This window comes from Streptomyces sp. NPDC002701 (assembly GCF_042889045.1).
Lineage (GTDB): Bacteria > Actinomycetota > Actinomycetes > Streptomycetales > Streptomycetaceae > Streptomyces.
The window spans coordinates 67,942-92,582 of the sequence record NZ_JBIAQL010000017.1 but is presented as its reverse complement, the minus strand read 5'-3'; the positions used below and the strand labels follow the sequence as shown (position 1 = coordinate 92,582).

The 24,641-nt window shown below is 72.7% G+C and carries 23 protein-coding genes; 9 read left to right on the top strand and 14 right to left on the bottom strand.

The genetic code is table 11. From position 1 onward, the window contains the following. Window positions 1-4: 4 nt before the first annotated feature. Window positions 5-1,360, bottom strand: a complete 1,356-nt coding sequence (locus ACFYXC_RS32015; protein ID WP_389555556.1) for a dipeptidase — start codon at window positions 1,358-1,360, stop codon at window positions 5-7. Between the two features lie 180 nt (window positions 1,361-1,540). On the opposite strand from ACFYXC_RS32015, the gene ACFYXC_RS32010 reads away from it, so the two are divergent. From ACFYXC_RS32010 to ACFYXC_RS32000, 3 genes are all read left to right on the top strand, one after another. Continuing rightward, window positions 1,541-2,755: a geranylgeranyl reductase family protein gene (locus ACFYXC_RS32010; protein ID WP_389555554.1), complete on the top strand. Its 1,215-nt coding sequence runs from the start codon at window positions 1,541-1,543 to the stop codon at window positions 2,753-2,755. Window positions 2,756-3,115: 360 nt separating this feature from the next. After that, window positions 3,116-4,444 carry a sensor histidine kinase gene (locus ACFYXC_RS32005; protein ID WP_389555552.1) on the top strand — a complete coding sequence of 443 codons (1,329 nt, stop codon included), beginning with the start codon at window positions 3,116-3,118 and terminating at the stop codon, window positions 4,442-4,444. Further along, on the top strand, window positions 4,441-5,106 hold the full coding sequence (locus ACFYXC_RS32000; RefSeq protein ID WP_389555550.1) for a response regulator: 666 nt from the start codon (window positions 4,441-4,443) through the stop codon (window positions 5,104-5,106). The genes ACFYXC_RS32005 and ACFYXC_RS32000 overlap by 4 nt, the downstream gene beginning before the upstream one ends. Before the next feature lie 106 nt (window positions 5,107-5,212). Here the strand turns inward: ACFYXC_RS32000 and ACFYXC_RS31995 are convergent, their stop codons facing one another. Further along, complete coding sequence (locus ACFYXC_RS31995) at window positions 5,213-6,718, bottom strand: MFS transporter (RefSeq protein ID WP_388910188.1); 1,506 nt, start codon at window positions 6,716-6,718, stop codon at window positions 5,213-5,215. 85 nt (window positions 6,719-6,803) lie between these two features. Between ACFYXC_RS31995 and ACFYXC_RS31990 the strand changes: the two genes are divergently transcribed. Further along, window positions 6,804-7,214: a MarR family winged helix-turn-helix transcriptional regulator gene (locus tag ACFYXC_RS31990; RefSeq protein ID WP_388910191.1), complete on the top strand. Its 411-nt coding sequence runs from the start codon at window positions 6,804-6,806 to the stop codon at window positions 7,212-7,214. A 44-nt stretch (window positions 7,215-7,258) separates the two neighbouring features. Here ACFYXC_RS31990 and ACFYXC_RS31985 read toward each other — a convergent pair whose 3' ends face one another. From ACFYXC_RS31985 to ACFYXC_RS31975, 3 genes are all read right to left on the bottom strand, one after another. Continuing rightward, a complete protein-coding gene (locus ACFYXC_RS31985) occupies window positions 7,259-8,077 on the bottom strand; it encodes a maleylpyruvate isomerase family mycothiol-dependent enzyme (RefSeq protein ID WP_389555548.1) in 819 nt (272 codons plus the stop codon). 24 nt (window positions 8,078-8,101) lie between these two features. Continuing rightward, entirely contained in the window at window positions 8,102-9,016 is a 915-nt protein-coding gene (locus ACFYXC_RS31980) for an NAD(P)-dependent oxidoreductase (RefSeq protein ID WP_389555547.1), read from the bottom strand. A 182-nt stretch (window positions 9,017-9,198) separates the two neighbouring features. Further along, the gene (locus tag ACFYXC_RS31975; RefSeq protein ID WP_389555545.1) at window positions 9,199-10,494 is read right to left on the bottom strand and encodes an MFS transporter; all 1,296 of its coding nucleotides are present in this window, start codon (window positions 10,492-10,494) and stop codon (window positions 9,199-9,201) included. Between the two features lie 200 nt (window positions 10,495-10,694). Between ACFYXC_RS31975 and ACFYXC_RS31970 the strand changes: the two genes are divergently transcribed. Beyond that, the gene (locus ACFYXC_RS31970; RefSeq protein ID WP_389555543.1) at window positions 10,695-11,480 is read left to right on the top strand and encodes a carbonic anhydrase; all 786 of its coding nucleotides are present in this window, start codon (window positions 10,695-10,697) and stop codon (window positions 11,478-11,480) included. Between the two features lie 69 nt (window positions 11,481-11,549). On the opposite strand, the gene ACFYXC_RS31965 is transcribed toward ACFYXC_RS31970, so the two are convergent. Genes ACFYXC_RS31965 through ACFYXC_RS31955 form a run of 3 tightly spaced genes read right to left on the bottom strand, consistent with a single transcriptional unit; the run spans window position 11,550 to window position 14,594 of the window. After that, window positions 11,550-13,073: a tripartite tricarboxylate transporter permease gene (locus ACFYXC_RS31965; protein WP_389555541.1), complete on the bottom strand. Its 1,524-nt coding sequence runs from the start codon at window positions 13,071-13,073 to the stop codon at window positions 11,550-11,552. 1 nt (window position 13,074) lies between these two features. Next, window positions 13,075-13,614, bottom strand: coding sequence for a tripartite tricarboxylate transporter TctB family protein (locus ACFYXC_RS31960; RefSeq protein ID WP_389555540.1), 540 nt, complete (start codon window positions 13,612-13,614; stop codon window positions 13,075-13,077). Further along, a complete protein-coding gene (locus ACFYXC_RS31955) occupies window positions 13,611-14,594 on the bottom strand; it encodes a Bug family tripartite tricarboxylate transporter substrate binding protein (protein WP_388910793.1) in 984 nt (327 codons plus the stop codon). The genes ACFYXC_RS31960 and ACFYXC_RS31955 overlap by 4 nt, the downstream gene beginning before the upstream one ends. Before the next feature lie 372 nt (window positions 14,595-14,966). Here ACFYXC_RS31955 and ACFYXC_RS31950 point away from each other — a divergent pair, with 372 nt between their 5' ends. Next, entirely contained in the window at window positions 14,967-16,688 is a 1,722-nt protein-coding gene (locus tag ACFYXC_RS31950) for an ATP-binding protein (protein ID WP_389555649.1), read from the top strand. Continuing rightward, window positions 16,685-17,464, top strand: a complete 780-nt coding sequence (locus tag ACFYXC_RS31945; RefSeq protein ID WP_389555539.1) for a response regulator — start codon at window positions 16,685-16,687, stop codon at window positions 17,462-17,464. The genes ACFYXC_RS31950 and ACFYXC_RS31945 overlap by 4 nt, the downstream gene beginning before the upstream one ends. Here the strand turns inward: ACFYXC_RS31945 and ACFYXC_RS31940 are convergent. Next, the gene (locus ACFYXC_RS31940; protein ID WP_389555537.1) at window positions 17,459-18,298 is read right to left on the bottom strand and encodes an MOSC domain-containing protein; all 840 of its coding nucleotides are present in this window, start codon (window positions 18,296-18,298) and stop codon (window positions 17,459-17,461) included. The two genes, ACFYXC_RS31945 and ACFYXC_RS31940, sit on opposite strands and share 6 nt — an antisense overlap. Window positions 18,299-18,594: 296 nt before the next feature. Then, window positions 18,595-19,752, bottom strand: coding sequence for a methyltransferase (locus ACFYXC_RS31935; protein WP_389555535.1), 1,158 nt, complete (start codon window positions 19,750-19,752; stop codon window positions 18,595-18,597). A 106-nt stretch (window positions 19,753-19,858) separates the two neighbouring features. Here ACFYXC_RS31935 and ACFYXC_RS31930 point away from each other — a divergent pair, with 106 nt between their 5' ends. Further along, on the top strand, window positions 19,859-20,536 hold the full coding sequence (locus tag ACFYXC_RS31930; RefSeq protein WP_389555533.1) for an alpha-ketoglutarate-dependent dioxygenase AlkB family protein: 678 nt from the start codon (window positions 19,859-19,861) through the stop codon (window positions 20,534-20,536). Between the two features lie 60 nt (window positions 20,537-20,596). Beyond that, entirely contained in the window at window positions 20,597-21,838 is a 1,242-nt protein-coding gene (locus ACFYXC_RS31925) for an ROK family protein (protein ID WP_388910222.1), read from the top strand. Between the two features lie 92 nt (window positions 21,839-21,930). Here the strand turns inward: ACFYXC_RS31925 and ACFYXC_RS31920 are convergent, their stop codons facing one another. The 4 genes from ACFYXC_RS31920 to ACFYXC_RS31905 all read right to left on the bottom strand — a co-directional run bounded on the left by ACFYXC_RS31920 (window position 21,931) and on the right by ACFYXC_RS31905 (window position 24,604). Then, on the bottom strand, window positions 21,931-22,515 hold the full coding sequence (locus ACFYXC_RS31920; RefSeq protein WP_389555531.1) for a DUF4865 family protein: 585 nt from the start codon (window positions 22,513-22,515) through the stop codon (window positions 21,931-21,933). A gap of 20 nt (window positions 22,516-22,535) precedes the next feature. After that, complete coding sequence (locus tag ACFYXC_RS31915) at window positions 22,536-23,156, bottom strand: TetR/AcrR family transcriptional regulator (protein ID WP_389555529.1); 621 nt, start codon at window positions 23,154-23,156, stop codon at window positions 22,536-22,538. 343 nt (window positions 23,157-23,499) lie between these two features. Beyond that, window positions 23,500-24,036 carry an ATP-binding protein gene (locus ACFYXC_RS31910; protein ID WP_389555527.1) on the bottom strand — a complete coding sequence of 179 codons (537 nt, stop codon included), beginning with the start codon at window positions 24,034-24,036 and terminating at the stop codon, window positions 23,500-23,502. Between the two features lie 217 nt (window positions 24,037-24,253). After that, window positions 24,254-24,604, bottom strand: coding sequence for a hypothetical protein (locus tag ACFYXC_RS31905; protein WP_388910237.1), 351 nt, complete (start codon window positions 24,602-24,604; stop codon window positions 24,254-24,256). Window positions 24,605-24,641 lie beyond the last annotated feature (37 nt).

The following is a 24,641-nucleotide window of genomic DNA, read 5'->3' as shown; positions in this document are numbered from 1 at the left end:
CCGGTCAGCCGGCCGCGTAGTTCGTCAGGAACAGCGCCTCCGCCACGGCGAGCCGCTCCAACTCCTGCGGCGAGACACTCTCGTTCACGGCGTGGATCTGCGCCTCCGGCTCACTCAGCCCGATCAGCAGGATCTCCGCCCGCGGGTACAGCGACGCGAGGGTGTTGCACAGCGGAATGGACCCGCCCTGGCCCGCGTACTGCATTTCGGCACCGTCGTACGCGACACTCATCGCCGCCGCCATCGCCGCGTACGCGGGACTCGTGGTGTCGGCACGGAACGCCTGTCCCTGACCGGTCTGCTCGGTGCTCACCCGCGCCCCCCACGGGGTGTGCGCCTCAAGGTGCGCCTGCAGCAGCTTGGTCGCCTCGACGGCGTCCACCCCCGGCGGCACCCGCAGGCTGACCAGCGCGCGGGCGCCCGCCTGCACGGACGGCGTGGCGCCCACCACCGGCGGGCAGTCGATGCCGAGCACGGTCACGGCGGGCCGCGCCCAGATGCGGTCCGCGACCGTGCCCGAGCCGATCAGCCGCACCCCGTCGAGCACCTTGGCGTCCGTGCGGAACTGCGCCTCGTCGTACTGCAGGCCGTCCCACTGCGACTCGCCCGTCAGCCCGTCGACCGTCGTCGATCCGTCCTCGGCGCGCAGGGAGTCGAGTACGCGGATCAGGGCGCCCAGCGCGTCGGGCGCGGCGCCGCCGAACTGCCCGGAGTGCAGATTGCCTTCGAGGGTGTCCACCCGGACGCGGACGAGCGTCATACCGCGCAGCGCGGTGGTGACCGTGGGCACACCGACGCGGAAGTTGCCGGCGTCGCCGATGACGATCGTGTCGGCTTCGAGCAGCTCGGGGTGTTGCTCGGCGTACCGTTCGAGACCGCCGGTGCCCTGCTCCTCCGAACCCTCCGCGATCACCTTGACGGCGACCGGGACACCGCCGTTCGCCTTGAGGGCGCGCAGCGCCAGCAGGTGCATGACCAGGCCGCCCTTGCAGTCCGCGGCCCCGCGGCCGTACCAGCGGCCGTCCCGCTCGGTCAGCTCGAACGGCGGCGTCGCCCAGCCGGCCTCGTCGAGCGGGGGCTGCACGTCGTAGTGCGCGTACAGGAGCACGGTCTTCGCGCCCTCGGGTCCGGGCAGGTGGCCGTACACCGACTGGGTGCCGTCCGGGGTGTCGAGCAGGGCCACGTCCTGGAAACCCTCGGCGCGCAGCGCGTCGGCGACCCAGTTCGCGGCGCCCTCGCTCTCGCTCCGGGGGAACTGCTCGAAGTCCGCCACCGACTTGAAGGCCACCAGCTCGGTGAGCTCCGCCTTCGCCCTGGGCATGAGAGAGGCGACGGTCTCGGCAACCGGATGCGACGACATGGGCACGCTCCTCGTGGGTGCGACGTTGTACATGGGTGTACGTACGGGTGCGGATGCGCGGGTATACGGGTGTGCGCGCTGCATACGCTGCCGATCCTCCCACAGCGGTCTTCGCCGGACGCCGCCGTAGGATGCGTGGAGTAGGTGCGGCAGGCGGCTGGATCGGAGCAGCAGACCATCGTGAGCAGCGAGAACTCTTCGGACGACGGACAGGACGACGGGCAGCGGGTGTGGGACGTCGTCGTGGTCGGAGCGGGGCCCGCGGGCGCCTCGGCCGCCTATGCGGCAGCGGTCGCGGGGCGTCGTGTCCTGTTGCTGGAGAAAGCGGAGCTGCCCCGCTACAAGACGTGCGGCGGCGGCATCATCGGACCGACCCGTGACGCACTGCCGCCCGGATTCGAGCTGCCGTTCCGGGACCGGGTCCACGCGGTCACGTTCTCGCTCGACGGCAGGTTCGTGCGGACCCGGCGCTCCAAGCAGATGCTCTTCGGGCTCATCAACCGGCCCGAGTTCGACCAGCAGCTCGTCGAGCACGCGCAGAAGGCCGGCGCCGAACTGCGTACGGGTGTCACGGTCACGCGGGTCGAACAGCACGGCTCGGCGGTCCCCGACCGGCGCTCGGTCGCCGTCGTCCTCCAGGACGGCGAGACGCTGCTGGCGCGGGCGGTGGTCGGCGCGGACGGCAGTGCCAGCCGCATAGGAGCGCACGTCGGCGTGAAGCTCGACCAGGTCGACCTCGGCCTGGAGGTGGAGATCCCGGTGCCGGAGACGGTCGCGGAGGACTGGAAGGGGCGGGTCCTCATCGACTGGGGTCCGCTCCCCGGCAGTTACGGGTGGGTGTTCCCCAAGGGCGACACGCTCACCGTCGGGGTGATCTCGGCGCGCGGCGAAGGCGCAGCCACCAAGCGGTACCTGGAGGACTTCGTCGCCCGGCTCGGCCTCGCCGGCTTCGAGCCCGGCATCTCGTCCGGCCATCTGACCCGCTGCCGCGCCGACGACTCGCCGCTGTCGCGGGGCCGGGTGCTGGTGTGCGGGGACGCGGCGGGGCTCCTGGAGCCGTGGACCCGTGAGGGCATCTCCTTCGCGCTGCGTTCCGGGCGGCTGGCGGGGGAGTGGGCGGTCCGGATCGCGGAGGCCCACGACGCCGTCGACACACGGCGCCAAGCACTGAACTACGCCTTCGCGATCAAGGCGGGGCTGGGTGTGGAGATGAGCGTGGGCAAGCGCATGCTCGCGATCTTCGAGCGCCGGCCCGGGGTGTTCCATGCGGCGCTCACCGGCTTCCGGCCGGCGTGGAAGGCGTTCGCGGGCATCACCCGCGGCTCCACCTCGCTCGCCGAGATGGTGCGGTCGCACCCGATGGCACAGCGCGCCCTGGCCAGGCTCGACCGCTGAACGGCATGGGGTGCCACACCCGGAGAGGGCCGGGGGAGCCCTGAGCGCCGGGCGGGCGGCGACTGAGCGACCCCGACGACTGCGCGAGCCGGACGACTGCGCGAGCCGGACAGCCGTGCACGCCGGACGGGTGAGTCGGCGAGCTCGAGGCAGGCACGCAGCAGCGGGACCATGTCGTCGTCGGACACCTCGACCGCGCCGAACGCGTCGACTTCCGGGAATCGGCACCAGCGCCGACACCGGCGCGGCGTCGGCAGGCCACGCTCCTGACCGCCTGTCCGGCGCGCGGGCCGTACTACGCGGGGAGTACGCGTGATCACCTCGCCCGGCTGACGCTCCCGGCGGTGCGTGGCGTCTAGCGTGGCGGGCATGGAAGAGCAGCGCCCGCGCCGGTGCGGTGGACCGCCCTGGACCGGTGGACCGCCCTGGACCAGAGGCGGCCCACCGCGGAGCCGGTGGCACGGACCCCCGTGGTGGAAGCCCCGCGACGGGGAGGAAGAGGGCGCCGGCGGCCCCCGGACACCGTGGCGTTCGACGCTCTTCCTCACCGTGTTCGTCCTCGTCGGCAGCACCTTCGCCGCCCAGGAGCAGCCCGAGCGGGAGCAGCTCGACACCCTCGGGCGGGCCCTGCTCGTCGGGGGCACCCTCCTGCTCCTGTGGCGGCAGCGGTATCCGGTACTCGTGGTGGGCGGCAGCGCGGCCTCGGTACTTGTCTACTTCGGCGCGGGATACCCGTACGGGCCGGTCTTCCTGACCGTCGCACTGGCCTGCTTCAGCGCGGTCGTCGCCGGGCACCGCCGGGCGGCCTGGATCGCGCTGGGCACGTTGTGGACGGTCCATCTCCTGGTGGGGCACTGGCTCCACCGGTGGCTTCCGCCGGCGGGCGACACGGTCGCCCCGTGGGGGGAGGAGCTCGCCGTCGCCGCCTGGATGGCGGCGGTCCTCGCGGTCTCCGAGCTCGCCCGCGTCCGCCGTGAGCAGTGGGACAGAGACCAGGCGGAACGCCGGCGGGCGGCCGGGCGGCGCGCCGACGAGGAACGACTGCGCATCGCCCGTGAACTGCACGACGTGCTCGCACACAGCATCTCGGTCATCAACGTCCAGGCGGGCGTCGGCCTCGCGCTGCTCGACTCCGACCCGGAGCAGGCCCGCACCGCGCTCACCACCATCAAGGCCGCGAGCAAGGAGGCGCTGGGGGAGGTGCGCCAGGTGCTCGGCACACTCCGCGCGCCCGGTGACGCGCCCCGGGCGCCGGCGCCCGGCCTCGACCGGCTCCCCGAACTCGTGGAACAGGCCGCGAGCGCCGGGCTGACCGTCGACGTCGAGGACCGGGACGGCAGCGTGCACCTGTCGCCGGGCGCCGACCTCGCCGCGTTCCGTATCGTCCAGGAGGCGCTGACCAACGTCGTACGGCATTCCGGTTCACGGCACGCGCGCGTACGGGTGGAGCGCACGGACGACGCGTTGCGGCTCCGTGTCGACGACGACGGCCCGGCGACCGGCGGGGACGCGGGCGGCAGCGGCAACGGACTGGCCGGAATGCGTGAGCGGGCCGCGGCCCTCGGTGGCACCATCGAGGCCGGGCCACGGGACGACGGCGGTTTCCGGGTACTGGCCGTGCTCCCGCTGGAGAACGCACTCGGGGTGCCGGGGGTCTCCGCGTCCCGGACCCCCAAGGAGGAACGGTGATCCGCGTACTGCTCGCCGACGACCAGTCACTGGTCCGCGCAGGCTTCAAGGCGCTCCTCGACGCCCAGCCGGACATCGAGGTGGCCGGAGAGGCCGCTGACGGGTCGCAGGCGCTCCGGGGAGTGCGGCGACTGCGCCCCGACGTGGTCCTGATGGACATCCGCATGCCGGTGCTCGACGGTCTCGCGGCGACCCGACGCATCACCGGCGACCCGGACCTCAAAGACGTCAAGGTCGTCATGCTGACCACCTTCGAGCTCGACGAGTACGTCTTCGAGGCGATCCGTTCCGGGGCGTCGGGCTTTCTCGTCAAGGACACCGAACCGGACGAACTCCTGCGCGCCGTCCGGGCGGTGGTCGAGGGGGACGCGCTCCTCTCGCCGGGGGTGACCCGTCGACTGATCGCCGAGTTCGCGGCCCGCTCGAAGGAGCCGGCCGCCGCGGACGCCCTGGCCGGGCTCACCGAGCGGGAGCGGGAGGTGATGGCGCTGGCCGGCATCGGGCTGTCGAACGACGAGATCGCGCGGCGCCTGGTGGTCAGCCCGCTGACGGCCAAGACCCACGTCAGCCGCACCATGGTGAAGCTGGGCGCCCGCGACCGGGCCCAACTGGTGGTGCTGGCCTACGAGTCGGGGCTGGTACGACCGGGCTGGCTGGGCTGAGGCCCCCACCGGAAACGCACCAGCACCGAGACGACGGAGTGTCACAGCTGTGCGCCCGGCGGGGCAAGGTGAGCTCGCCGGGCGCACGGCGCCGAGGAGATGGGGGTCAGTCGCGCACCGGCACACGCCCGTCGGCTTCCCCCGCCTGCCGCACCTCCGGCGCGGGGTCGGACTTGGCGACCAGGATCGTCGTCTGCGGGATACGCCGCCGCCCGCGCAGTCCGGTCGCGGTGATCAGCAGGCCGGCCAGGGCGACCGCGGTGACGACGAGCAGGCCGGGCCGGTAGCTGTCGAGGACCGCCTGGGGCGAGGAGTCGCCGGAGGAGTTCGCCGTCACGACGGCCGTCACGATCGCCAGGAAGATCGCGCCGCCCACCTGCACCGAGGTGTTGAGCAGCCCCGAGACCATGCCCTGCTCGTGGTCGTCGACGCCGTCGGTGGCCTGGATGTTGAGCGACGGGAAGACCAGCGCGCAGGCCGCTCCGATCAGCAGCATCGACGGCAGGATCACCGCCGCGTACACGGGGTCGAGGTCGACGCGCAGGAACAACGCGTAGCCGACCACCATGAGGGCGAACCCGAGCACGATGAGCCGGGGCGTCCCGAACCGGTCGACGATCGCGCCCATCTTCGTCGCCGAGAGCGCCACGAGCGCGCCCGCGGGCAGGAAGGCGAGCGCGGTGTGCAGGGCCGACCAGCCGAGCAGCGACTGCATGTACAGCGTGACGAGGAACTGGAAGCCGACGTACGAGCCGAAGAACATCATGGCGCCCAGCTGGGCCCTGACCTGGTTGCCGGAGCGCAGGACACCCAGCCGGATCAGCGGGCTCGCGCTGCGCAGTTCGACGCGCACGAAGACGGTGAGCAGGGCCGCCACCGCGAGGAACGACAGCAGCGTACGGGCGGAGGCCCAGCCCGCCTCGGGTGCCTGCACCACGGTGAAGACGAGCAGCAGCATCGAGGAGGTGCCGAGGACGGCGCCCGGGATGTCGTAGCCGCGGTGGGTGCGGTCGCGCTCGCTGCGCGGGATGAGTTTCAGGCCGAGGACCAGGGCGATGACCGCGATCGGCGCGGGCAGCAGCATGGTCAGCCGCCAACTGGCCTCGGTGAGCAGCCCGGACAGGACGAGACCCATGGAGAAGCCGGTGGCGGCGCAGGTGGTGTAGATGGAGAGGGCGCGGTTGCGCAGCGGACCCTGCGGGAACGTCGTGGTGATGATCGACAGGCCGGCGGGGGCGGTGAACGCCGCGCTCAGGCCCTTGATGAACCGGCTCGCGATCAGCAGCGGTCCGGAGTCGACGAGTCCGCCGAGCAGTGAGGCGAGGGCGAAGACGCCGAGGGCCACCAGGAAGACCTGACGGCGGCCCAACAGGTCGGCGGCGCGTCCGCCGAGGAGCAGCAGACCGCCGTAGCCGAGTATGTAGCCGCTGACGATCCACTGCAGGGTCGAGGTGGAGAGGCCGAGTTCGGAGCCGATGGACGGCAGCGCGACGCCGACCATCGACACGTCCAGCGCGTCCAGGAACATCGCGGCGCAGAGCACCAGGAGGGTGCCCCACAGACGAGGTGTCCAGCGTCCCTGGGACGCCGGGGTGGAGAGCGGAGAGGTCATGCGCCACACAGTACATGCGCGTGCATTCAATGCAACTGCATTTAATTCCCGCGCAACGAAGTGGCGTCCTTGCTAGGGTGCGGCCATGGCTGCCGCGGACGAGAAGGCCGAGCAGGAGCTCGTGGAGCAATGGCGCGACATCCTCGCGGTGCACGCGCGCACCCTGTGCGAACTCGACCGTGCGCTGCATCGACACGGCCTGAACGCCAGCGACTTCGAGGTCCTCGACGTCCTGGCCGCGGGTGCGTCCGAGGACGGTGGGCTCGTGTACCGCGTCCAGGAGATCGCCGAGCGGGTGCATCTGAGCCAGAGCGCACTGTCCCGGCTGATCGCCCGCCTCGACAAGGACGGCCTCGTGGAGCGTTGCATGTGCCCGGAGGACCGCCGGGGCGTACGGGTGTCCCTCACCGAGAAGGGGCGCGCCCTGCACGGTGAGGTGCTGCCGGTGCAACGGGCGGTGCTGGGGCAGATGTTGACCGGCGGACCCGAAGGCTGAACGGTATGGGTGGCCGGGGCCGGTGACCGGGGTCGCCGGTCCGCTCAGCTCCAGGTGACCCCCGACCTCTCTCGCCACAGCGCCGCGAGCGCGGCGTCGCCCGTCACGCCCGGGACGGGCCGGCGGTTCCACAGCGCCAGATAGAGCTGTACGGCCGTCCCCGTCAACTCGCAGTCGGCCTGCGCCACTTCGCCCTGTCCGGCCGCTGGCGCCGCATGCCGCTCGGTCGCCGGCGGTCCCGAGGACAGGCGTACGGTCCACACGGCGTCCGTGTCCGTGGCCCGCACCCTCAGGACGCGGGGCTCGGCGGTCCGCACCCGGCTCCTGCCCCGCGCGTGGAAGCCGAACAGCAGTTCCTCGATGCCGTCCACCGCGAAGTCGACGGCGATCGCGCCCGGCCGGCCGCCGGGCGCGGGCACATCATCACCGAGGGCCCCTTCGCCACCCGGTGCCGTGCCGTCACCCAGTGCGGACTCGGCGTCGACCCGGTGCACGGTCGTCTCGTGGGCCTGCCGCCGTGCCCAGAACGCGAGCGGCGACGGGGCGGGCAGGAAGCTCCAGCAGTCCACGTCGGGCGGCGCGGCGCCGAGGGTGCCGACGAGCCGCCGGTGTCCACGCCGGAACCAGTCGAGGAGCTCGGCGCCGTCGAGGTCCGGCAGACCGCCGTCCGGGTGGTACGACGTGTGTCCCTCGGCGACGAACGCCGTGGCCCAGCGATGCACCATGCCGGTGTGCCGCACCAGGTCCCGCACCCGCCAGCCCGGGCAGGTCCGCACCTCCGCGCCGGGCCCGGCCCGCTCCGCGGCCTCGGCCAGCGCCTGCCCTTCCCGGTCCAGGACGCGAATGAACTCGGCGGTCTCCATGGGGGGAGTGTGCCAAATCGCCGCTCAGCCGCCGCTGTTCTCGCCGGAGTTCGCGTCCGCGTTCTCGTCGAAGCTCGCGAAGTAGGCGGCGGCCATGTCCTCGTCGGCGTGGCCCTGCGCGGCGGCCCGGGCGAAGCGATCGGCGCTCGCGGCCGCGACGTCGAGGCGGATCCCGTGCTGCTCGCCGGCCTCGACGATCAGCCGGGCGTCCTTGGCGGCGGTGGACACGGCGAAGGACGCCGGCGACAACCGGTCCTCCAGGATGAGAGCGCTCTTGGCGTGCAGATACCCCATGTCGAGCGGGCCGCCGGCGATGGCGTCGAAGAAGCTCTGCGGATCCACCCCCAGCGCCCCGGCCAGGGCGAGGGTCTCACCGGTTGCGCTGGTGGCGGCGATGACCCAGCTGTTGGCCACGAGCTTGAGACGGGTGGCATGGGCGGCCGCCCCGTCCTCACCCGTCCACACCGTGCGGGCGCCGACCGCGTCGAAGACCGGGGTCACGGCTTCGCGGCCGTCGGCCGGCCCGGCCGCGAGGACGAGCAACTGCCCCGCCTCGGCGGGCTGCCGGGTGCCGAGCACGGGCGCGTCGTAGAAGACCAGGCCCTTCTCACGGGCGAACCCGGCCAGTTCACCGACGGACTCGATGCCCGCCGTCGTCGACTGCACCCACGCGGTGCCGGCCCGCAGGGCGGGCGCGGCCTGCCGCATCACGTCCAGCGCGGCGGCACCGTCGTACAGCATGGTCAGGACGACGTCGGCGCCCTCGACGGCCTCGGCGGGCGTACCGGCGATGTGCACGCCGTCGGCGGCCAGCGGGTCGGCCTTGGCGCGGCTGCGGTTCCAGGCCCGGACGGTGTGTCCGGCACCGGCGAGGTTACGGGCCATGGCGGCGCCCATGATCCCGGTGCCCAGGACACTGACAGTGAGTTTGCCGGTCATGACATCAACTTCCTGACTCATTCGGTGCGTTGCGAGTGGGTACCACTGTGCCGTGCGCGGTCGGCGAAGGTGATGACCGGGCCGCGCTCGCCGGAACGCACGACGAGACGCGGGTCGGGGCCATGCTCGCCGGTACGCGCGACGTGACGCCGCCCGACACGCCGCCGGATGCGGCCGCCCGCTCACCCGTCGGACCGCGTCGCCCGTCGCGTCCCGTATCCGATGGCGGCCGCCACCGCAGCCAGCACGGCCACGCTGGTGAGGGCGGCGGACAGGGAGAACCAGTCCGCCATGAACCCGATGGCGGGCGGTCCGAGCAGCATGCCCCCGTAGCCGAGCGTCGAGGCGATGGCGACGCCTCGGGGACCTGCCAGCGCTCCGGCGCGTTCCACGGCGACCGGGAAGATGTTCGCGAGTCCGAGCCCGGTGACGGCGAAGCCGAACAGGGCCACCCACACGGAGGGGGAGAGCGCGCCGAGCAGCATCCCGGCGGCGGCCAGAGCGCCGCCCGCGACCACGGTCCGGCTCAGCCCCAGCCGTTCCAGGAGCCTGGTCCCGGTGAGCCGGCCGATCGTCATGGCGAGCGCGAAACAGGTGTAGCCCGCCGCGGCGAGGCCCGGACGTGCGCCGAGGTCCTGCTCCAGGTGCAGCGCGCCCCAGTCGGCCAGGGCGCCTTCGCCGTACGCCGTGCAAAGGGCGATCAGCCCGAAGACGACCACGAGCCGGCGGGTCCGGACGTCCAGTCTCCGCGGAACCCGCTCCTCGCGCGACGGGTCCGCCGCGGACTGTTCGCGGCTCGACGCTGCCGCTGCCCCCGCTGCCCCCGCTGACGGCGCCGGAGTCGCTGCCGCCGTCGACGGCGCTGGAGGCGGAGCCGAATCCCGAGCCGAATCCCGAGCCGGAGCCGGGGTCTCGTGCCGGAGCAGGACCCGTCCCGCGACGGCGGTCACCAGCAGGCCGATCACCGTCAGGCCCAGCAGGTGCCGCGTGGGGGACAAGGACCCCGCGACCAGTCCGCCGAGCCCCGCGCCGACCATGCCGCCCAGACTGAAGGCGGCGTGGAAGCTCGGCATGATCGGCCGCCGCAGCGCGGCCACGAGGTCCACGGCGGCGCTGTTGAAGGCGACGTTGATCCCGCCGTACGCGGCGCCGAAGACGAGGAGTACGGCGCCGAGGGCGAGGGCGGAGTGGGTGAGCGGCGGCAGCGCGACGCTCAGGGACAGCAGGACGCCGCAGACGACGGTGACCCGGTGACTGCCGTAGCGGCTGCACAGCCGTCCCGTGAGCATCATGGTGACGACGGCTCCGGCGGACACCCCGAGCAGCGCCAGGCCCAGCGCACTGGCGGAGGCGCCGGTCTGTTCCTTGATGGCGGGGATGCGGACGACCCAGCCCGCGAAGACGAAGCCGTCGAGGGCGAAGAAGACGGTGAGAACGATACGCAGCCGGGAGAGTTCGCTGCTGTGGTCACCCGGCACGACGCTGTGCTTGCGGGTTTTGTTTATTAGCGGCACAAAATGAGGCTAGGCCGGTGCGGGGCGCCCGGCAAGGGAGTTGACGGCCCGCGGGAAAGCCTTGGCCAAGGGCTCTTCCTAGAGTCACCAAGAATGGTTCAACACTCGCTCATGATTCAGCAACCGGCCCTGTGGCATGGCGAGTCGGACGTACGTTCCCCGACGTGATCTCTGACCCAGCACCCCACATAGCCGGCCGCGCACAGCGGACGGCACCCGTCACCAAGGCGTCCGGCGCGACGCCTCCGGCCCGGCGCTCCCTGCTGCGCGCCGCACTCACCGGGACCGCGGTCCTCGGCGCGGGCCTGGCCGTCGGCGCCGCACCCGCGGCCGCCGCACCGACCGACGCCACCGCGCGCAAGCGGCCCACCGACGCGGACGAGGCCCTGCGCGAGCTGGCCGCGGGCAACCGCCGCTGGCGCACCCTCCACGAACAGCATCCCCACGAGTCCGCCGCCGTCCGGCAGACACTGGCCACCGGGCAGCACCCCTTCGCCCTCGTGCTCGGCTGCATCGACTCCCGCGTGCCTCCGGAACTGGTCTTCGACCAGGGCCTGGGCGACCTGATGACCGTCCGCAGCGCAGGACAGGTCCTCGACGAGGCCGTGCTCGGCAGCCTCGCGTACGGCGTGCTCGAACTCGGTATCCCGCTGCTCATGGTGCTCGGCCACCAGTCGTGCGGGGCCGTCAGGGCCACCGTCGAGGCCGACGAGTCGGGCGCGCACCTGCCCGACCACATCCAGTACCTGGCCGACCAGATCAGCCCCGCCATCGACCGCGGCGTGGAGGGCGAGGCGCGCATCGACGCGACGATCGACGCCAACGTCCGGCTCGTCCGCGCACGGCTCGCGGCGGAGCCCGACCTCGCGGCCAAGGTGGACTCGGGGGCGCTGGCCATCGTCGGCGCCCGCTACGAGCTGACGACCCAGCGGGTCCATCGCATCGGCTGACCCTCGCCCCTCGGACACACGGGAGGCGGGCTGCGGCGGAACTGTCCGCCGCGGCCCGCTCCCCGCTGTTCAGGACTTCGTGTTCTCGGGCTCCGCCCGTTCGGCCGGTGCCCCGCCCCGGCGCACCAGCTTCGCCAGCAGCGGCCAGAGCAGCAGCAGTGCCGTCACCGCGTACACCGTGACCGCGAACGGCGTGTCGACCAGGCCCGTGACGCTGCCGTCGCTGATCTGCAGGGCCCGGCGCAGTTGTTGCTCGGCGTTGGGACCGAGGATGACGCCGATGACGGCCGGCAGCACCGGCAACCCGTAGCGCCGCATACCGAAGCCGATCAGGCCGATGATCAGCAGGATCACCAGGTCGATGGTCTCCCCGCCGACCGCGTACGCGCCGACCGCCGCGAAGAACAGGATGCCCGCGTACAGGTACGGGCGGGGGATGCGCAGCAGCTTCGCCCAGACCGGGGCCAGCGGGAGGTTGAGCGCCAGCAGCAGCACCATGCCGACGAAGAGGGAGGCGATCAGGCCCCACACCAGGTCGGGCTCGCGTTCGAAGAGGAGCGGGCCGGGCTGGATGCCGTACTGCTGGAAGGCCGCCAGCATGACCGCCGCCACCGCCGTCGTCGGCAGGCCCAGGGTCAGCATGGACACCAGCGTGCCCGCCGCGGAGGCCGACGCCGCCGACTCCGGTCCCGCCACGCCCTCGATCGCGCCCTTGCCCCAGTCGTCCGGGTGCTTCGACAGGCGCTTCTCGGTGGCGTACGACAGGAAGGTGGGGATCTCGGCGCCACCCGCCGGGATGGCGCCGAACGGGAAGCCGATGAGCGGGCCGCGCAGCCACGACTTCCAGGTCCGCTTGACATCGGCGCGGCCCAGCCAGGGGCGGCCGACCGGGATCGGTTCGCCCGGCCGGCGCCGCAGGTGCGCCGCCACCCACAGGGCCTCGCCGATCGCGAACAGACCGACCGCCACGATCACCACGTCGATGCCGTCGGCCAGTTGCAGCGAGCCGAAGGTGAGCCGCTGCTGGCCGGTCATCTGGTCCAGGCCGACCAGACCGATGGTGAGACCGATGAGAAGGGACGCGAGCCCTCGGATCCGTGACGAGCCCAGCACCGACGTCACGGCGATGAACGCCAGCACCATGATCGCGAAGTAGTCCGGCGCGCCGATGTCCACGGCGAGGTCGGCGACCGTCGGGGCGAGCGCGACCAGCAGGACCGTACCGATCAGGCCGCCCGCGAAGTGGCCGATGGCGGCGGCCGCGAGCGCCTGCGCGCCCCGCCCCGACTTGGCCATCGGGTTGCCCTCCATGGCCGCGACCACGGCGGCGCTCTCGCCGGGCGTGTTCAGCAGGATCGAGGTGGTCGAACCGCCGAACATCGCGCCGTAGTAGATCCCCGCGAACATGATGAACGCGCCCACCGGCTCCAGTCCGTACGTCACCGGCAGCAGGAGCGCCACCGCCATCGCGGGGCCGATGCCGGGCAGCACCCCGATCGCGGTGCCGAGCAGCACGCCGAGGGCGGCCCACAGCAGGTTGACGGGTGTGAGGGCCGTACCGAAGCCGTCCATCAGGGAGTTGAGGGCGTCCATGTCAGAGCACTCCCATCAGCGGACCGCCCGGCAGCGGTACCCCGAGCAGGTTGTTGAAGAGGGCGTAGGTGGTGAGGGAGAGGACGGCCGCGATGAGGGGGTCCCGGTCGGTCCGGCGGCTGCCGAGCGCGAACGCGGCGCCCCAGAAGAGGAGTGCGCCCGCGACGGGGAAGCCGAGCGGTTCGATGAGGACGGCCGAGCCGAGGAACACCCCGGTGAGCAGCGACACCGTACGCCAGTCGGCCGGTTCGGACAGGTCGATGTCCTCGCCGCCCTCCGCCTCGCCGCGACCGCCGCGCAGGACGTCCACGGCGAGCAGCGCGGCGATCACCAGGAGCCCGATGCCCACCACGACCGGCACGGTCTTCGGTCCGACGGGTCCGCGCTGGGTGATGTCGACGTCCATGGTGAGCGCGTCGGTCAGGACCAGCACGCCGAGCACCGACAGCATCACGCAGACGCCGAGCTCGGAGTGCTCCCGCAGCCACGAGCGCCGCGCGTCGGCGGGCTTCGGGGGGACGTCGGTGGTCTGCGTCGTCACAGTCCCAGCTCCTTCAGCACCGAGATCACGCGCTTGTCCTGGGCCTCCAGGAAGTCGCCGAACTTCTCGCCGGTCAGGAAGGCGTCGTCCCAGCCGTTGGTCTCCAGGGACTTCTGCCACTCGGGGGAGTCGTGCAGTTCCTCGACGAGGCGTACGAGCTTGTCGCGTTCGGCCTCGGACAGGCCCGGCGGGGCGACGATGCCCCGCCAGTTGGTGAAGTCCACGTCGTAGCCGGACTCCTTCAGCGTGGGCGCGTCCAGTTCGTCGACCCGCTCGGGACCCGTGACGGCCAGCACCCGCAGCTCGCCCGCCTTGATCTGGTCGAGGTACTCGCCCACGCCGGACACCCCGAAGGCGACCTTGTTGCCGAGGATCGAGGCGAGCAGTTCGCCGCCGCCGTCGAACGGGACGTAGTTGACGTCCTTCGGGGCGATGCCCGCGGCCTTCGCCATCAGCATGGGCGCGAGGTGGTCGGGACCGCCGGGCGAGGAACCGCCGCCCACCGGCAGCTTGCCCGGGTTCGCGCGCCAGGCGTCCACGAGCTGGTCGACCGACTTGTACGGGGAGTCCTTGGCGACCACCACGACGTCCTGCTCCTCGGTGAGCCGGGCGATCGGGGTGGTGTCGGAGAGCGTCTTGGGCGCGTCGTTGGAGTGCACCGCGCCCACCACGCCGAGACCCATCGACATGGCGAGCTTCCCGTTGCCGTGCTCGCTCACCAGCCGGCTCAGCCCGACGGTGCCGCCGGCGCCCGGCAGGTTGAACACCTCGACGTTGTGGGTGAGGCCCGCGTCCTCGGCGTTCTTCGCGGCGGTACGGGCGGTGATGTCGTAGCCGCCGCCGGGCGTGTTGGGGACCATGAAGCGCAGGCCGGGGATCTGTGTGCCGGTCTCGGCGCCACTGCCGGTCGTGAGCAGGGGAGGGCCCACGAGCACGAGCACGGCGGCCCCGAGCAGGACGAGGGGGGTGCGCTGGCGCACGAGTTCCACCACCTGATGTCGGTACGTCGATGAGTACGGGGGAGGGGGGTCCCCGTACCCGACGGGGGGAGGGCGTCCCCGTACGAATCGGGGGAAGTACGGGGACGCCCTGGGGGAGGTGACGTGCGGCACATGGTGCCCCGGGTGTCGGGAGCCTGTCTCGCTTCCGGAACCAACGGAGGTTGTGGTCTTTGTGTCACCCACGGATCCGGCACCCGCGTCCCCGGGACCGGCTCGCGTTCTGGCTCTCGTCACCGGGCCCTGGCGCGGGCCATTATGGTGCGACCGGCAGCTGAGCCGTTCGGTGCCGTGTCAGCACGAGAGATTGAGTCCGTCGTGGCCGCCTTCCGTCGCCAGACCCTCGCGGGCGAGATGCTCGTGCTGCAGCTCGCCATCGTGGTGGTGGTATTGCTGGCCGTCGCCGCGGTCTCCCTCGCGCAGTCGGAGGCGACGTTCAACCGGGTCGAGGGCCGACGGGTCATCGCGCTCGCCGAGCAGCTCGCCGCCAACCCCCTCACCCGCAGCCAGCTGGTACGGCCCGCGCCCCAGAGAGCCCTCGCCCCGCTGGTGAACTCCACACAGACGCAGTCCGGGGTCACCTCGGTGACGGTGGCCGACGCCGACGGCCGGATCGTCAGCTCCACCGACCCCACGGCGATCGGAGCCCTGCTGCCCCTGGGCGAGGGCGTCGCCGAGGCACGCGGCTGGTCCGGCTCGCTGACGCTGGACGGCAGCCGCGAACTCGTGGCCCAGGTGCCCGTACTGGGTGCGACGCAGGAGAACCTCGGGCAGCACCTCGGCACGGTCATGATCGGTGAGGCGGACCCGACGGTGTGGCAGCGGCTGAGCGGGGCGTCCTCGTACCTGCTCGCCTACCTGGGGATCGCCAGCGGGCTCGGCCTGGCCGGCTCCTGGCTGCTGGCCCGGCGCGTCAAACGGCAGACCCTCGGCCTGGAACCCCGGGAGATCGCCGGCCTCGCCGAGCACCGCGAGGCGATGCTGTACGGGATCGCCGAGGGCGTGATCGCCCTGGACCCGCAGCTCCGGCTCACCCTCGTCAACGACATGGGCCGGCGTCTCCTCGACCTCCCCGCGGACTGCGTGGGCCGAAGCCTCGCCGAACTCGGTGTGGAGGGCCGCCTGCGGGACGTCCTGGCGGGAGAACGGGACGGGGCGGCGGACGGGCGGGAGGGCGCGAGGAACGACGAGAGCTTCGAGCCCGGTGAACCCGGTGAACCCGGTGGACACGGTGAACGTGACGAGGTCGTCGTCCGGCACGGGCGGGTGCTCGTGATGAACCGGATGACCGTCGTCAAGGACGGCCGCCCCCTCGGCTCGGTGACCACCCTGCGCGACCGCACCGAACTGGCGCGGCTGGAACGGGAGATCGGCTCCTTCCGCAGTTCCTCCGAGCTGCTGCGCGCCCAGGCCCACGAGTTCGCCAACCAGTTGCACACCATCTCCGGGCTCATCCAGATCGGCGAGCAGGACGAAGTCGTGCACTACATCCGCGCGTTGAACCAGCGCCGCCAGTCGCTGGACGTCACCCTCAGCCGCCGCGTCCGGGACACCGCCGTGGCCGCACTGCTCATGGCGAAGTCCTCCCTGGCGGCCGAGCGGAAGGTCAGCCTGCGCATCTCGGACGGGACCGCCCTCGACCGGCTCACCCCGGAGGACGCCGCCGACGTGGCGACGGTGGTCGGGAACCTCGTCGACAACGCCGTGGACGCCGCGTCCGTCGCGGCCGCCGGCCGCGCGCCCGACAGCCACGGCGCCGAGGGCCACGCTCCCGACGGCCCACAGGCGTGGGTGGAGGTCGAACTGCGGCAGGACGCCTCCAGCGTGGAGATCGTGGTCCGCGACTCGGGGCCCGGGGTGGCACCCGAGGTCGCCAGGGAGGTGTTCTCGCACGGCTTCACCACCAAGGCCGCGCAGGAGGGCGAGCGCGGGATCGGCCTGGCGCTCACCCGTCTGGTCTGCGAACGTCACGGTGGTGAGATCTCGGTGACCAACACCCCCGACGGGGCGATGTTCACCGCACGCATGACCGTCAGCCACCTCGCCGACGCGGTGGCGGAAGGAGCGACACGATGAACGGGGCGACCGGTGGGACCGACGGGACCGGCGGGGCCGGAGGGACCGGCACGATCGACGTGCTCGTGGTCGACGACGACTTCATGGTGGCCCGCGTCCACCGCGCCTTCGTCGAGCGCGTCGAGCCGTTCCGCGTCGTGGGTGTCGCCAGCACCGGCGAACAGGCCGCCCGCGCCGTCGACGAACTCCACCCGGACCTCGTCCTGCTCGACCTGTATCTGCCGGACCTCTTCGGCCTGGACGTGATCCCCCGGCTGCGTACCGCCGGGCACGACTGCGACGTCATGGTCATCAGCGCGGCACGGGAGGCCGACACGGTCCGTGGCGCCGTGCGCCACGGGGTCGTCGACTACCTCCTCAAACCGTTCGAGTTCGAGGACCTGCGCGCCCGCCTCGATCGTTACGCCGTCCAGCGCGGGCGCCTGCTCGCCACAGTCGTGCACGGCCAGGCCGACGTCGACCGGGTGCTGGCCGGCGCGGCCGTGCCGGGCCCGGCCGCCGGCACTCTGCCCAAGGGGATGAGCGTGGAGACGGCCGCGCTGATCGAACGCACGCTCCGGACCGCGGAGGACACCCTGTCCGCCGCCGAGTGCGCGACCCTGGCCGGTATCTCCCGCGTCAGCGCCCGCCGTTACCTGGAGCACTTCCACAGCATCGGCAGGGCGGACGTGAGCCTGCGCTACGGAGCGGCGGGGAGGCCCGAGCGCCGCTACCGTTTCCGCGGACACGCGGGGGCAGGCCGGCGGCCGGGTGGCGAAGCCCGCGCCGGGCTATGAACCGGGCCGGAGCTCGGACTCGCCCCACCGGCCGACGAGCACGTCGTCACCGACCGACAGCTTGCCCGTCCGCAGGACGGCGAACTTCGCGCCGAACGCGACTCCGCCCTCGGCCGCCCGGCGGTAACCGGCCAGGGTACGGAGCGGCTCCGGGCCCGCCGCGGTTCCCGTCCCCTGGTCCACCATGGTCACGGCACAGCGGATGGCGAGCTTCGTGTATCCCAGCTCCGTCCCGCCGATGGTGAGGAGGTGGGCGCGGTCCTCGGTGTGCGGCTCGTCCCAGCCGTCGACCACGATGTTCGGCCGGAAGCGGTCCATGGGCAGCGGCGGCACACCACGGTCGGCCAGTCTGCGGTGCAGCAGGTCCAGGGTCGAGCGCGACATGACGTGCAGGGCGGAGCTGTCGGCGTAGCCGGACGTGCCCGGAATCCTGCCGTCGGTCACCCGTCGGTGCTCCGGCGGCACGCGGACGAGCCGGCTGGGGGCGCCGAGCACCCGCGTCAGCCAGCCGGCCACCGGCTCGCCCTGGTCGATGCCCTGGTACGCCGCTCCGAACAGGTCGACCGGTCGCCGGGCCCCGGAGGTGTCCACGTCCACCTCCACGGACCCGTGTCCGGGTGCGCGGAGCGTGAGCCGGTCGCCGTCGGCGGTGATGTCGGGCCGGATCACGGCCAGCCGTGGATCACGCCGTTGCGTACGGTAGACGCCCGCTTCACTGACGACCATGAAACTGCGGTCGTGGGCCACACCGGCGGGCGTCACCGACGCCTCGCCCATCGATGTCCCCGCGCACCCCTTGACGGGGTAACAGATCAACTCGACGACGTCGGCCATGCGTCCCCTCCCCGCCCACTCCGCCCACGTGTCATACGGTCTGCTCCTCCAACGCGACGGCCCTCACGAGTGCGGCGCTCACCGCGCGGTCGATCCTGCCATCCCGGACCGTCGGCAGTGCCTCACGCAGGGGGACGTGACGCACCCTCAAGTCGATCTCGAACGGTTCCGGAGCGGGCGTACCCGGCATGAGTGGTCGGCGCCCGTACCGACCCCGCCGAGGCCCGCTCGTTCGTCGCCGACGCGGGCGTGGACGCGCCGGCCGACCTGCCGGTCGGGGACGACGTGGCTGCCGGCTATGACCTGACGGCCTTCAGGACGACGAACTTCGCGTCGCTCGCGACCAGTTCGCTGTTGCCGAAGAGGCGCCGCAGCTTCACGTGGTAGCCGAGGTGCCGATTGCCCACCACCCACAGCTCGCCACCCGGCCGCAGCGCCCGGCGCGCCCCGCTGAACATCCGCCACGCCGTGGCGTCGGTCGTCGCCTGGTGCGAGTGGAAGGGCGGGTTGTTCAGGACCAGATCGACGCTCGCCTCCGGGATGCCCTCCAGGCCGTCGTCGACGCGGAACTCCGCCTTGCCGTGCTGCGCGGTGTCGTCGATGTTCGCCAGGTACGTCGCCTCCGCCGAGGCCACCGCCTGGTACGACTCGTCCACGAACAGCACCTCGCTCTCCGGGCGGGCCAGTGCAACCGCGGTACCGACCACGCCGTTCCCGCAGCCCAGGTCCACGACCCGCCCGGCACCGCGCGCGTACGGCAGGTGCTGGAGAAAGAACCGGGTGCCGATGTCCAGGCGCTCGGCGCAGAAGACGCCTGCCTCGTTGACGACGGTACGGCCGGAGACGGGGCCGATCCCGTCGGGCAGCGTGTACCGGAGCGGCCACGGGTTCGCCGGCCGTGCGAGCCCTGGATTCGGCGTGCAGAAGATGAGCCGGGCCTTCTTCTCGGCCAGTGATGTCCGGGTCGGTCCGAGGATCCGTTCGAACAGCTTGAGCGTGGAGGTGTGGATCTCCTTGACCATGCCGGTGCCGACGACGACCGTCCCCTCGTGCACGGAGGGCGCCAGGCGCAGCAACTGGTCCTCCAGGAGCGCCAGGCTCTTCGGCACGCGCACCAGCAGCACGTCGACCCGCTCGGGCACCGCGTCCTGGGTGGTGAGGAGACGCACGGAGTCCTGGTCGGCGCCGTTGCGCGCGAGATTGGCGCGGGTCGCCTCCCGGGTGAGGAACGAGTCGCTGATCTGCACCGGCCCGTGGGCCGCCAGGGCCGTGGTGAGGGCGCCCCAGCGGTCACCGACCACGACGACCGTACCGTCGAGCGCCCGGCCGCTCTCGGCGAGATGCCGGAGCAGGTACTCGTCGGAGGCGTCCCACGCACGGAGCTGGTCACGGGAGTCCTCGGGGAAGCGCGCCAGCATCAGCTCGGCCGAGGGGGTCGTCATACGGTCGGTCATCGGGTCCAGGCTAGCTGAGGCGCAGCTCAGCGGGGATCGGCGGGGATCGGCGGCCCGGGGAGCGCCGCGCCCGACGCGCGCCGGGCCGTGCGCGAGGATGGGAGCCATGGACGCCGAACTGTTTCCCAGGGGCCGTACGGAGGTCGCGCCGGGGGCCGTACACGTGCCGGACTGGCTGCCGCCCGGGCGCCAGAAGGAGCTGCTGGAGGCTTGCCGCGACTGGGCCCGCCCGCCCGCCGGGCTGCGCACGGTCCGTACCCCCGGCGGCGGCACGATGACCTCCCGGCAGGTCTGCCTCGGCCTGCACTGGTATCCGTACGGCTACGCGTCCACGGTCGTCGACGGGGACGGGGCGCCCGTGAAACCGTTCCCCGCCTGGCTGGGCGAGTTGGGGCGCCGGGCGGCGCGGGACGCCTATGGGGACGGGGCCGGGACAGCAGGGGACCCGTCACCCGCGTACGCCTACGACATCGCGCTGATCAATTTCTACGACGCCGACGCCCGTATGGGGATGCACCGCGACAGCGACGAGAGGTCCGACGCCCCGGTGGTGTCACTGAGCCTCGGTGACACCTGCGTCTTCCGCTTCGGCAACGTGACGTCGCGGGGCCGCCCTTACACGGACGTGGAGCTGCGCAGCGGTGACCTGTTCGTGTTCGGCGGCCCGTCCCGGCTCGCCCACCACGGCGTGCCGCGCGTCCACGCGGGCACGGCCCCGCCCGAGTTGGGCCTGACCGGCCGCCTCAACCTCACCCTGCGCGTGAGCGGCCTCCCCGCCGACTGACCGGACACCGGCCGGTCACCGGCGGTCACCGGGCGTCCGGATCATGGGAGACTCGCCCTCATGAGCGGCGATGCGGCCCCCGCAGCGGTGGGAGAAGGAAGCACCAGGACACGGCTGGACCGAGGGCGGGGTGCGCTCGGACCCGCGCTGGAACTCGTGCACACCGGACGGGCGCCGACCCGCGCCGTGCTCACCGCGGAGCTGGGCGTCACCCGCGCGACGGCCGGCGCGGTCGCCGCGGAACTGGAGGCGCTCGGTCTGATCCGCGTCGACGCCCGCCCCGGCGCGGCCGCCGGTTCGCAGGGCCGTCCCTCGCACCGCCTGGAAGTCGCCGAGGACGGGCCCGTCGCCCTCGCCGCCCAGGTGCACGCCGACGGCTTCCGGGCCGCCCTGGTCGGCCTCGGCGGCCGGATCGTGGCCACCGCCCCCGGCTGCGAGACGGTGGACGCCGACCCGGCGAAGGTGCTCGGCTCGGTCGTGGAGGCGGGCGCCGCACTGCTGCGGGAGACCGGACGCCGTTGTGTGGGTGCCGGGGTGGCCGTCCCGTCCGCCGTCGCCGAACCCGAGGGCACCGCCCTCAACCCGCTCCACCTCGCCTGGCCGGCCGGGGCGCCCGTGCGGGAGATCTTCGCGGAGTGCGTCCGCGCGGCCGGCATCACCGGTCCGGCGTTCGCCGCCAACGACGTCAACCTCGCCGCGCTCGCCGAACACCGGCACGGCGCGGGCCGCGGTGCCCGCGACCTGCTGTGCGTGGCGACCGGACACCGGGGGGTCGGCGGTGCGCTGGTGCTCGACGGGCGTCTGCACACGGGCAGTTCGGGCCTGGCGCTGGAGGTCGGCCACCTCACGGTGAGCCCGGAGGGCCGTCCCTGCCACTGCGGCAGCAGGGGCTGCCTGGACGTCGAGGCGGACCCGTTGGCGTTCCTGACGGCGGCAGGCCGCGACCCCGGCCCCGAGGTGTCACTGCTCCAGCAGGCCAACGAGCTGATCCGCGACCACTACGGCGATCCGACCGTACGCACCGCCGTCGAGGCTCTGATCGACCGGCTGGGCCTCGGTCTGGCCGGTCTGGTCAACATCCTCAACCCGGACCGCATCATCCTCGGCGGCCTGCACCGCACGCTCCTCGACACCGATCCGGAGCGGCTGCGGGCCGTCGTGGCGGACCGCAGCCTCTGGGGACAGAGCGGAGGCGTCCCCATCCTGGCCTGCACGCTGGACCACAACAGCCTGGTGGGCGCGGCCGAACTGGCGTGGCAGCCGGTGCTCGACGACCCGATCACGGCGCTCACCCACGCCTGAACCCCGCGCGCCCGCCCCCTTCCGGCGCCGGGCCGAACGAACCGAACAAGCCAAGCGGGCCGAGCGCGCCGAACAGGTCACAGGCCCCGGACTCACCAGTGCCGACCCCGCCGCAGCCGGTCACGCCCCGGCGCCGACAGATGCAGCACGCGGAACGTCTCGCCGGTCGTCCTGGGCGTGGAATGGACCCAGAGGGAGAAGTGCACGACCTCCCAGAGGCGCGGATCGACGGCGGCCGCGGCACCCACGACCCCGTCCAGCGCGGCCAGCCGACGCGTCACGCCGACGGCCTCCTGAACCACCTCGGCGGGCGGCACGTCCTCGGGAACGCGCACGCGCCGGCGTACCGCGACCTCGGGTACGGCACCCGCGGCGCCCCCGTCCTCGTACGCGAGGCCCGTCCAGTGCTGCACCACCGGGCGGCCGAAGTCGTTCACGAGCCCCTGGAAACCGGGCCCCCACAGGAAGGAGTTCATGCCTTCGGCGGTGTCCCACAGATAGAACGGCGCGTACTGGTTGACCGGCGAGCCGTCCACGCCGCGCTCCCGCAGCAGGTACGCCTTGAGACCGAGCCCGTCCCAGTCGTCGAGCAGATGTCCGACGCGGGCCACCCGGTCCCGGACGATGCCCGTGTCGTAGTCCGCGGGCAGGGTGATCTCGTACTGCATCGCGTGCATCGGTGCGCCTCCCGGCGGGTCTAGACGTCCGTGCGCGCGGGCGGACGGGGCGAGGCGGGGGAGTCGGGCGAGGCGACCGCGAGGAGGGACAGCAGGCCGCGCACCCCCGTGTCGAAGGCGGCGGTCGAGCCGGACGCGCGAGCCAGCACATAGCCGCCCTGGACCGTGGCGACGATCGTCGCTGCGATCTCCTCACCGTCCAGCGAGGACGCGAACTCGCCCCGCTCCTGACCCTCTTCGACGATTCCGGCGAGCCGCTCGCGCAGCCAGTCCAGTGTCTCGTCGAGGGGGCCACGCAACTCGTCGCTTCCGATGACGTCCGGGTCCATCGTCAGCCGTCCGACCGGGCAGCCGCGCAGGACGTCACGCTCGCGCCGCAGATAGGCGTCCACCCGCTCGTACGCGGATCCGGGCCCGCCGAGGATCCCTTCGGCGGCGGTACGCAGCTCCTGCGCCATACGCCGGATCGCCGCGAGAGCCAGATCGGGCTTGCCCGTGAAGTGGTGGTACATGCTGCCCTGGCCCGCGCCCGCCCGCTGCAGGATCGCCTTGGGGCTCGTGCCCACGTACCCGCGCTCCCACAGCAGCTCGCGGGTGGCCTCGATCAGTCGCTCCGGAGTGCTCACGCCCACACTGTACATACCAGTAGGTACAGAGTCGAGATATCGGACGGCCGGCGGCACTGTGCACACCTCTGTGGGAGCAGGGGCGAGGTGTTCGGCTGCTCAGACCCCTGGCGCACCGGGGCGGCGGGCACGGCCCGCGACGGGCCCGCCCGGCCGGCGACTCGCCGATCGCGCTGCGCGGGCGGTGCCTCGCCTCGGGCGCGATCGACGAGGACGAGTGCCGGCGCCGCCTCTCCGTCCTGGACGAGCGGTTCGGGACGGAGAGCGCGGACGAGCGGTTCGGACACCCGGGCGGGAGCGGCGCGGCATGAGCACGGCGTCCGCGGAGGCCGCCACGAGGACCACTGTCACCGCCCGGTCAGCCTGCAACGGCCGACCGGGCGGGAGCGTGACTCTTCTGGAGCGCGTCGGCGACCTGCTCCACCTCGGCGAAACCGCGGACGGGTGCCTCGACGACCGCCGCGTACGGCGGGCAGAGGGGCAGGGCCGCCGCCGCGGGGGAGGGAGCCGCGAGGGTGAACCACACGACCTTCCCCGACTCGCCGTTCGGCCGCACACCCCAGCTCTCGCTCACCGCGGCGACCATCGAGAGGCCGCGTCCGCAGGTCGCGGAGGAGGTGGCGTCCCGCACCTCGGGGAGGCGGGGGTCACGGTCGTGCACCGAGACCGTGAGTTGGTCGAGCAGCAGCTCGATCTCGACGGTGCACAGCTTGTCGGGCCGGGCGTGCAGATGGACGTTGGTCAGCAGCTCGGTCACACCGAGTGCGGCCCGGTCTATCAACGGATCCAGATGCCAGTAGCGCAACTGCGCAGATACGATTCTGCGGACCTGGCCGATCCGCGAGGGCAGAGCATGGAGCTCCACCGTGCAATGCCTGCTTGGCTGGCTGATCACGCTGCGGCTCCCCGAATTGAGGTCCGGAAGAAGACGAGTGCGGATCCAGCGGGCTGCCTGCGCGCGCCGGCCGCTTTGCTGTCGATGGCCGGCGGGCTGGTTCGCAGCGTTATCGCCGGTAAACCCAGAGTGACGTGACAACAGAGTGACCCAAGAGGTGCGGGCCCGCAACTCACGGTGTTCTCAAGGGCCGGGCGCGTGACGGCCTGCGGCGCTCTCAGCGCCCGCGCCCCGCATCGCGCCCTGACGCATCGCGCACGGCCGCGTCGCGCACCGCCTCGATGAACCGGCGGGCCGCCGGTGGGCCGGGTTCCCCGGGGGCCGGGTCGTGGTCGCCCAGCGTGAGCAGATAGCGGGTGCCGTTGACGTCCGCCAGCGCCCGGTCCTCGTGGGCGAACCACGGCTTGGACGCCCTGACCGCCCGCAGTGGCGCGCTGTCGATCTCACTGCCGTAACTGGTGAGCAGCTCCAGTCTGCCGTCGCTGATGCGGACCTGCCCGGCCCGGGTGAGCGAACGCAGCCTCCTGCCGATCCGCACGCCTGTGGCTGTGAACTCCGGCTCCGCCATGTGCTCCGCCCCTTGTGCGCTCCGGTCGTGCTTCGTG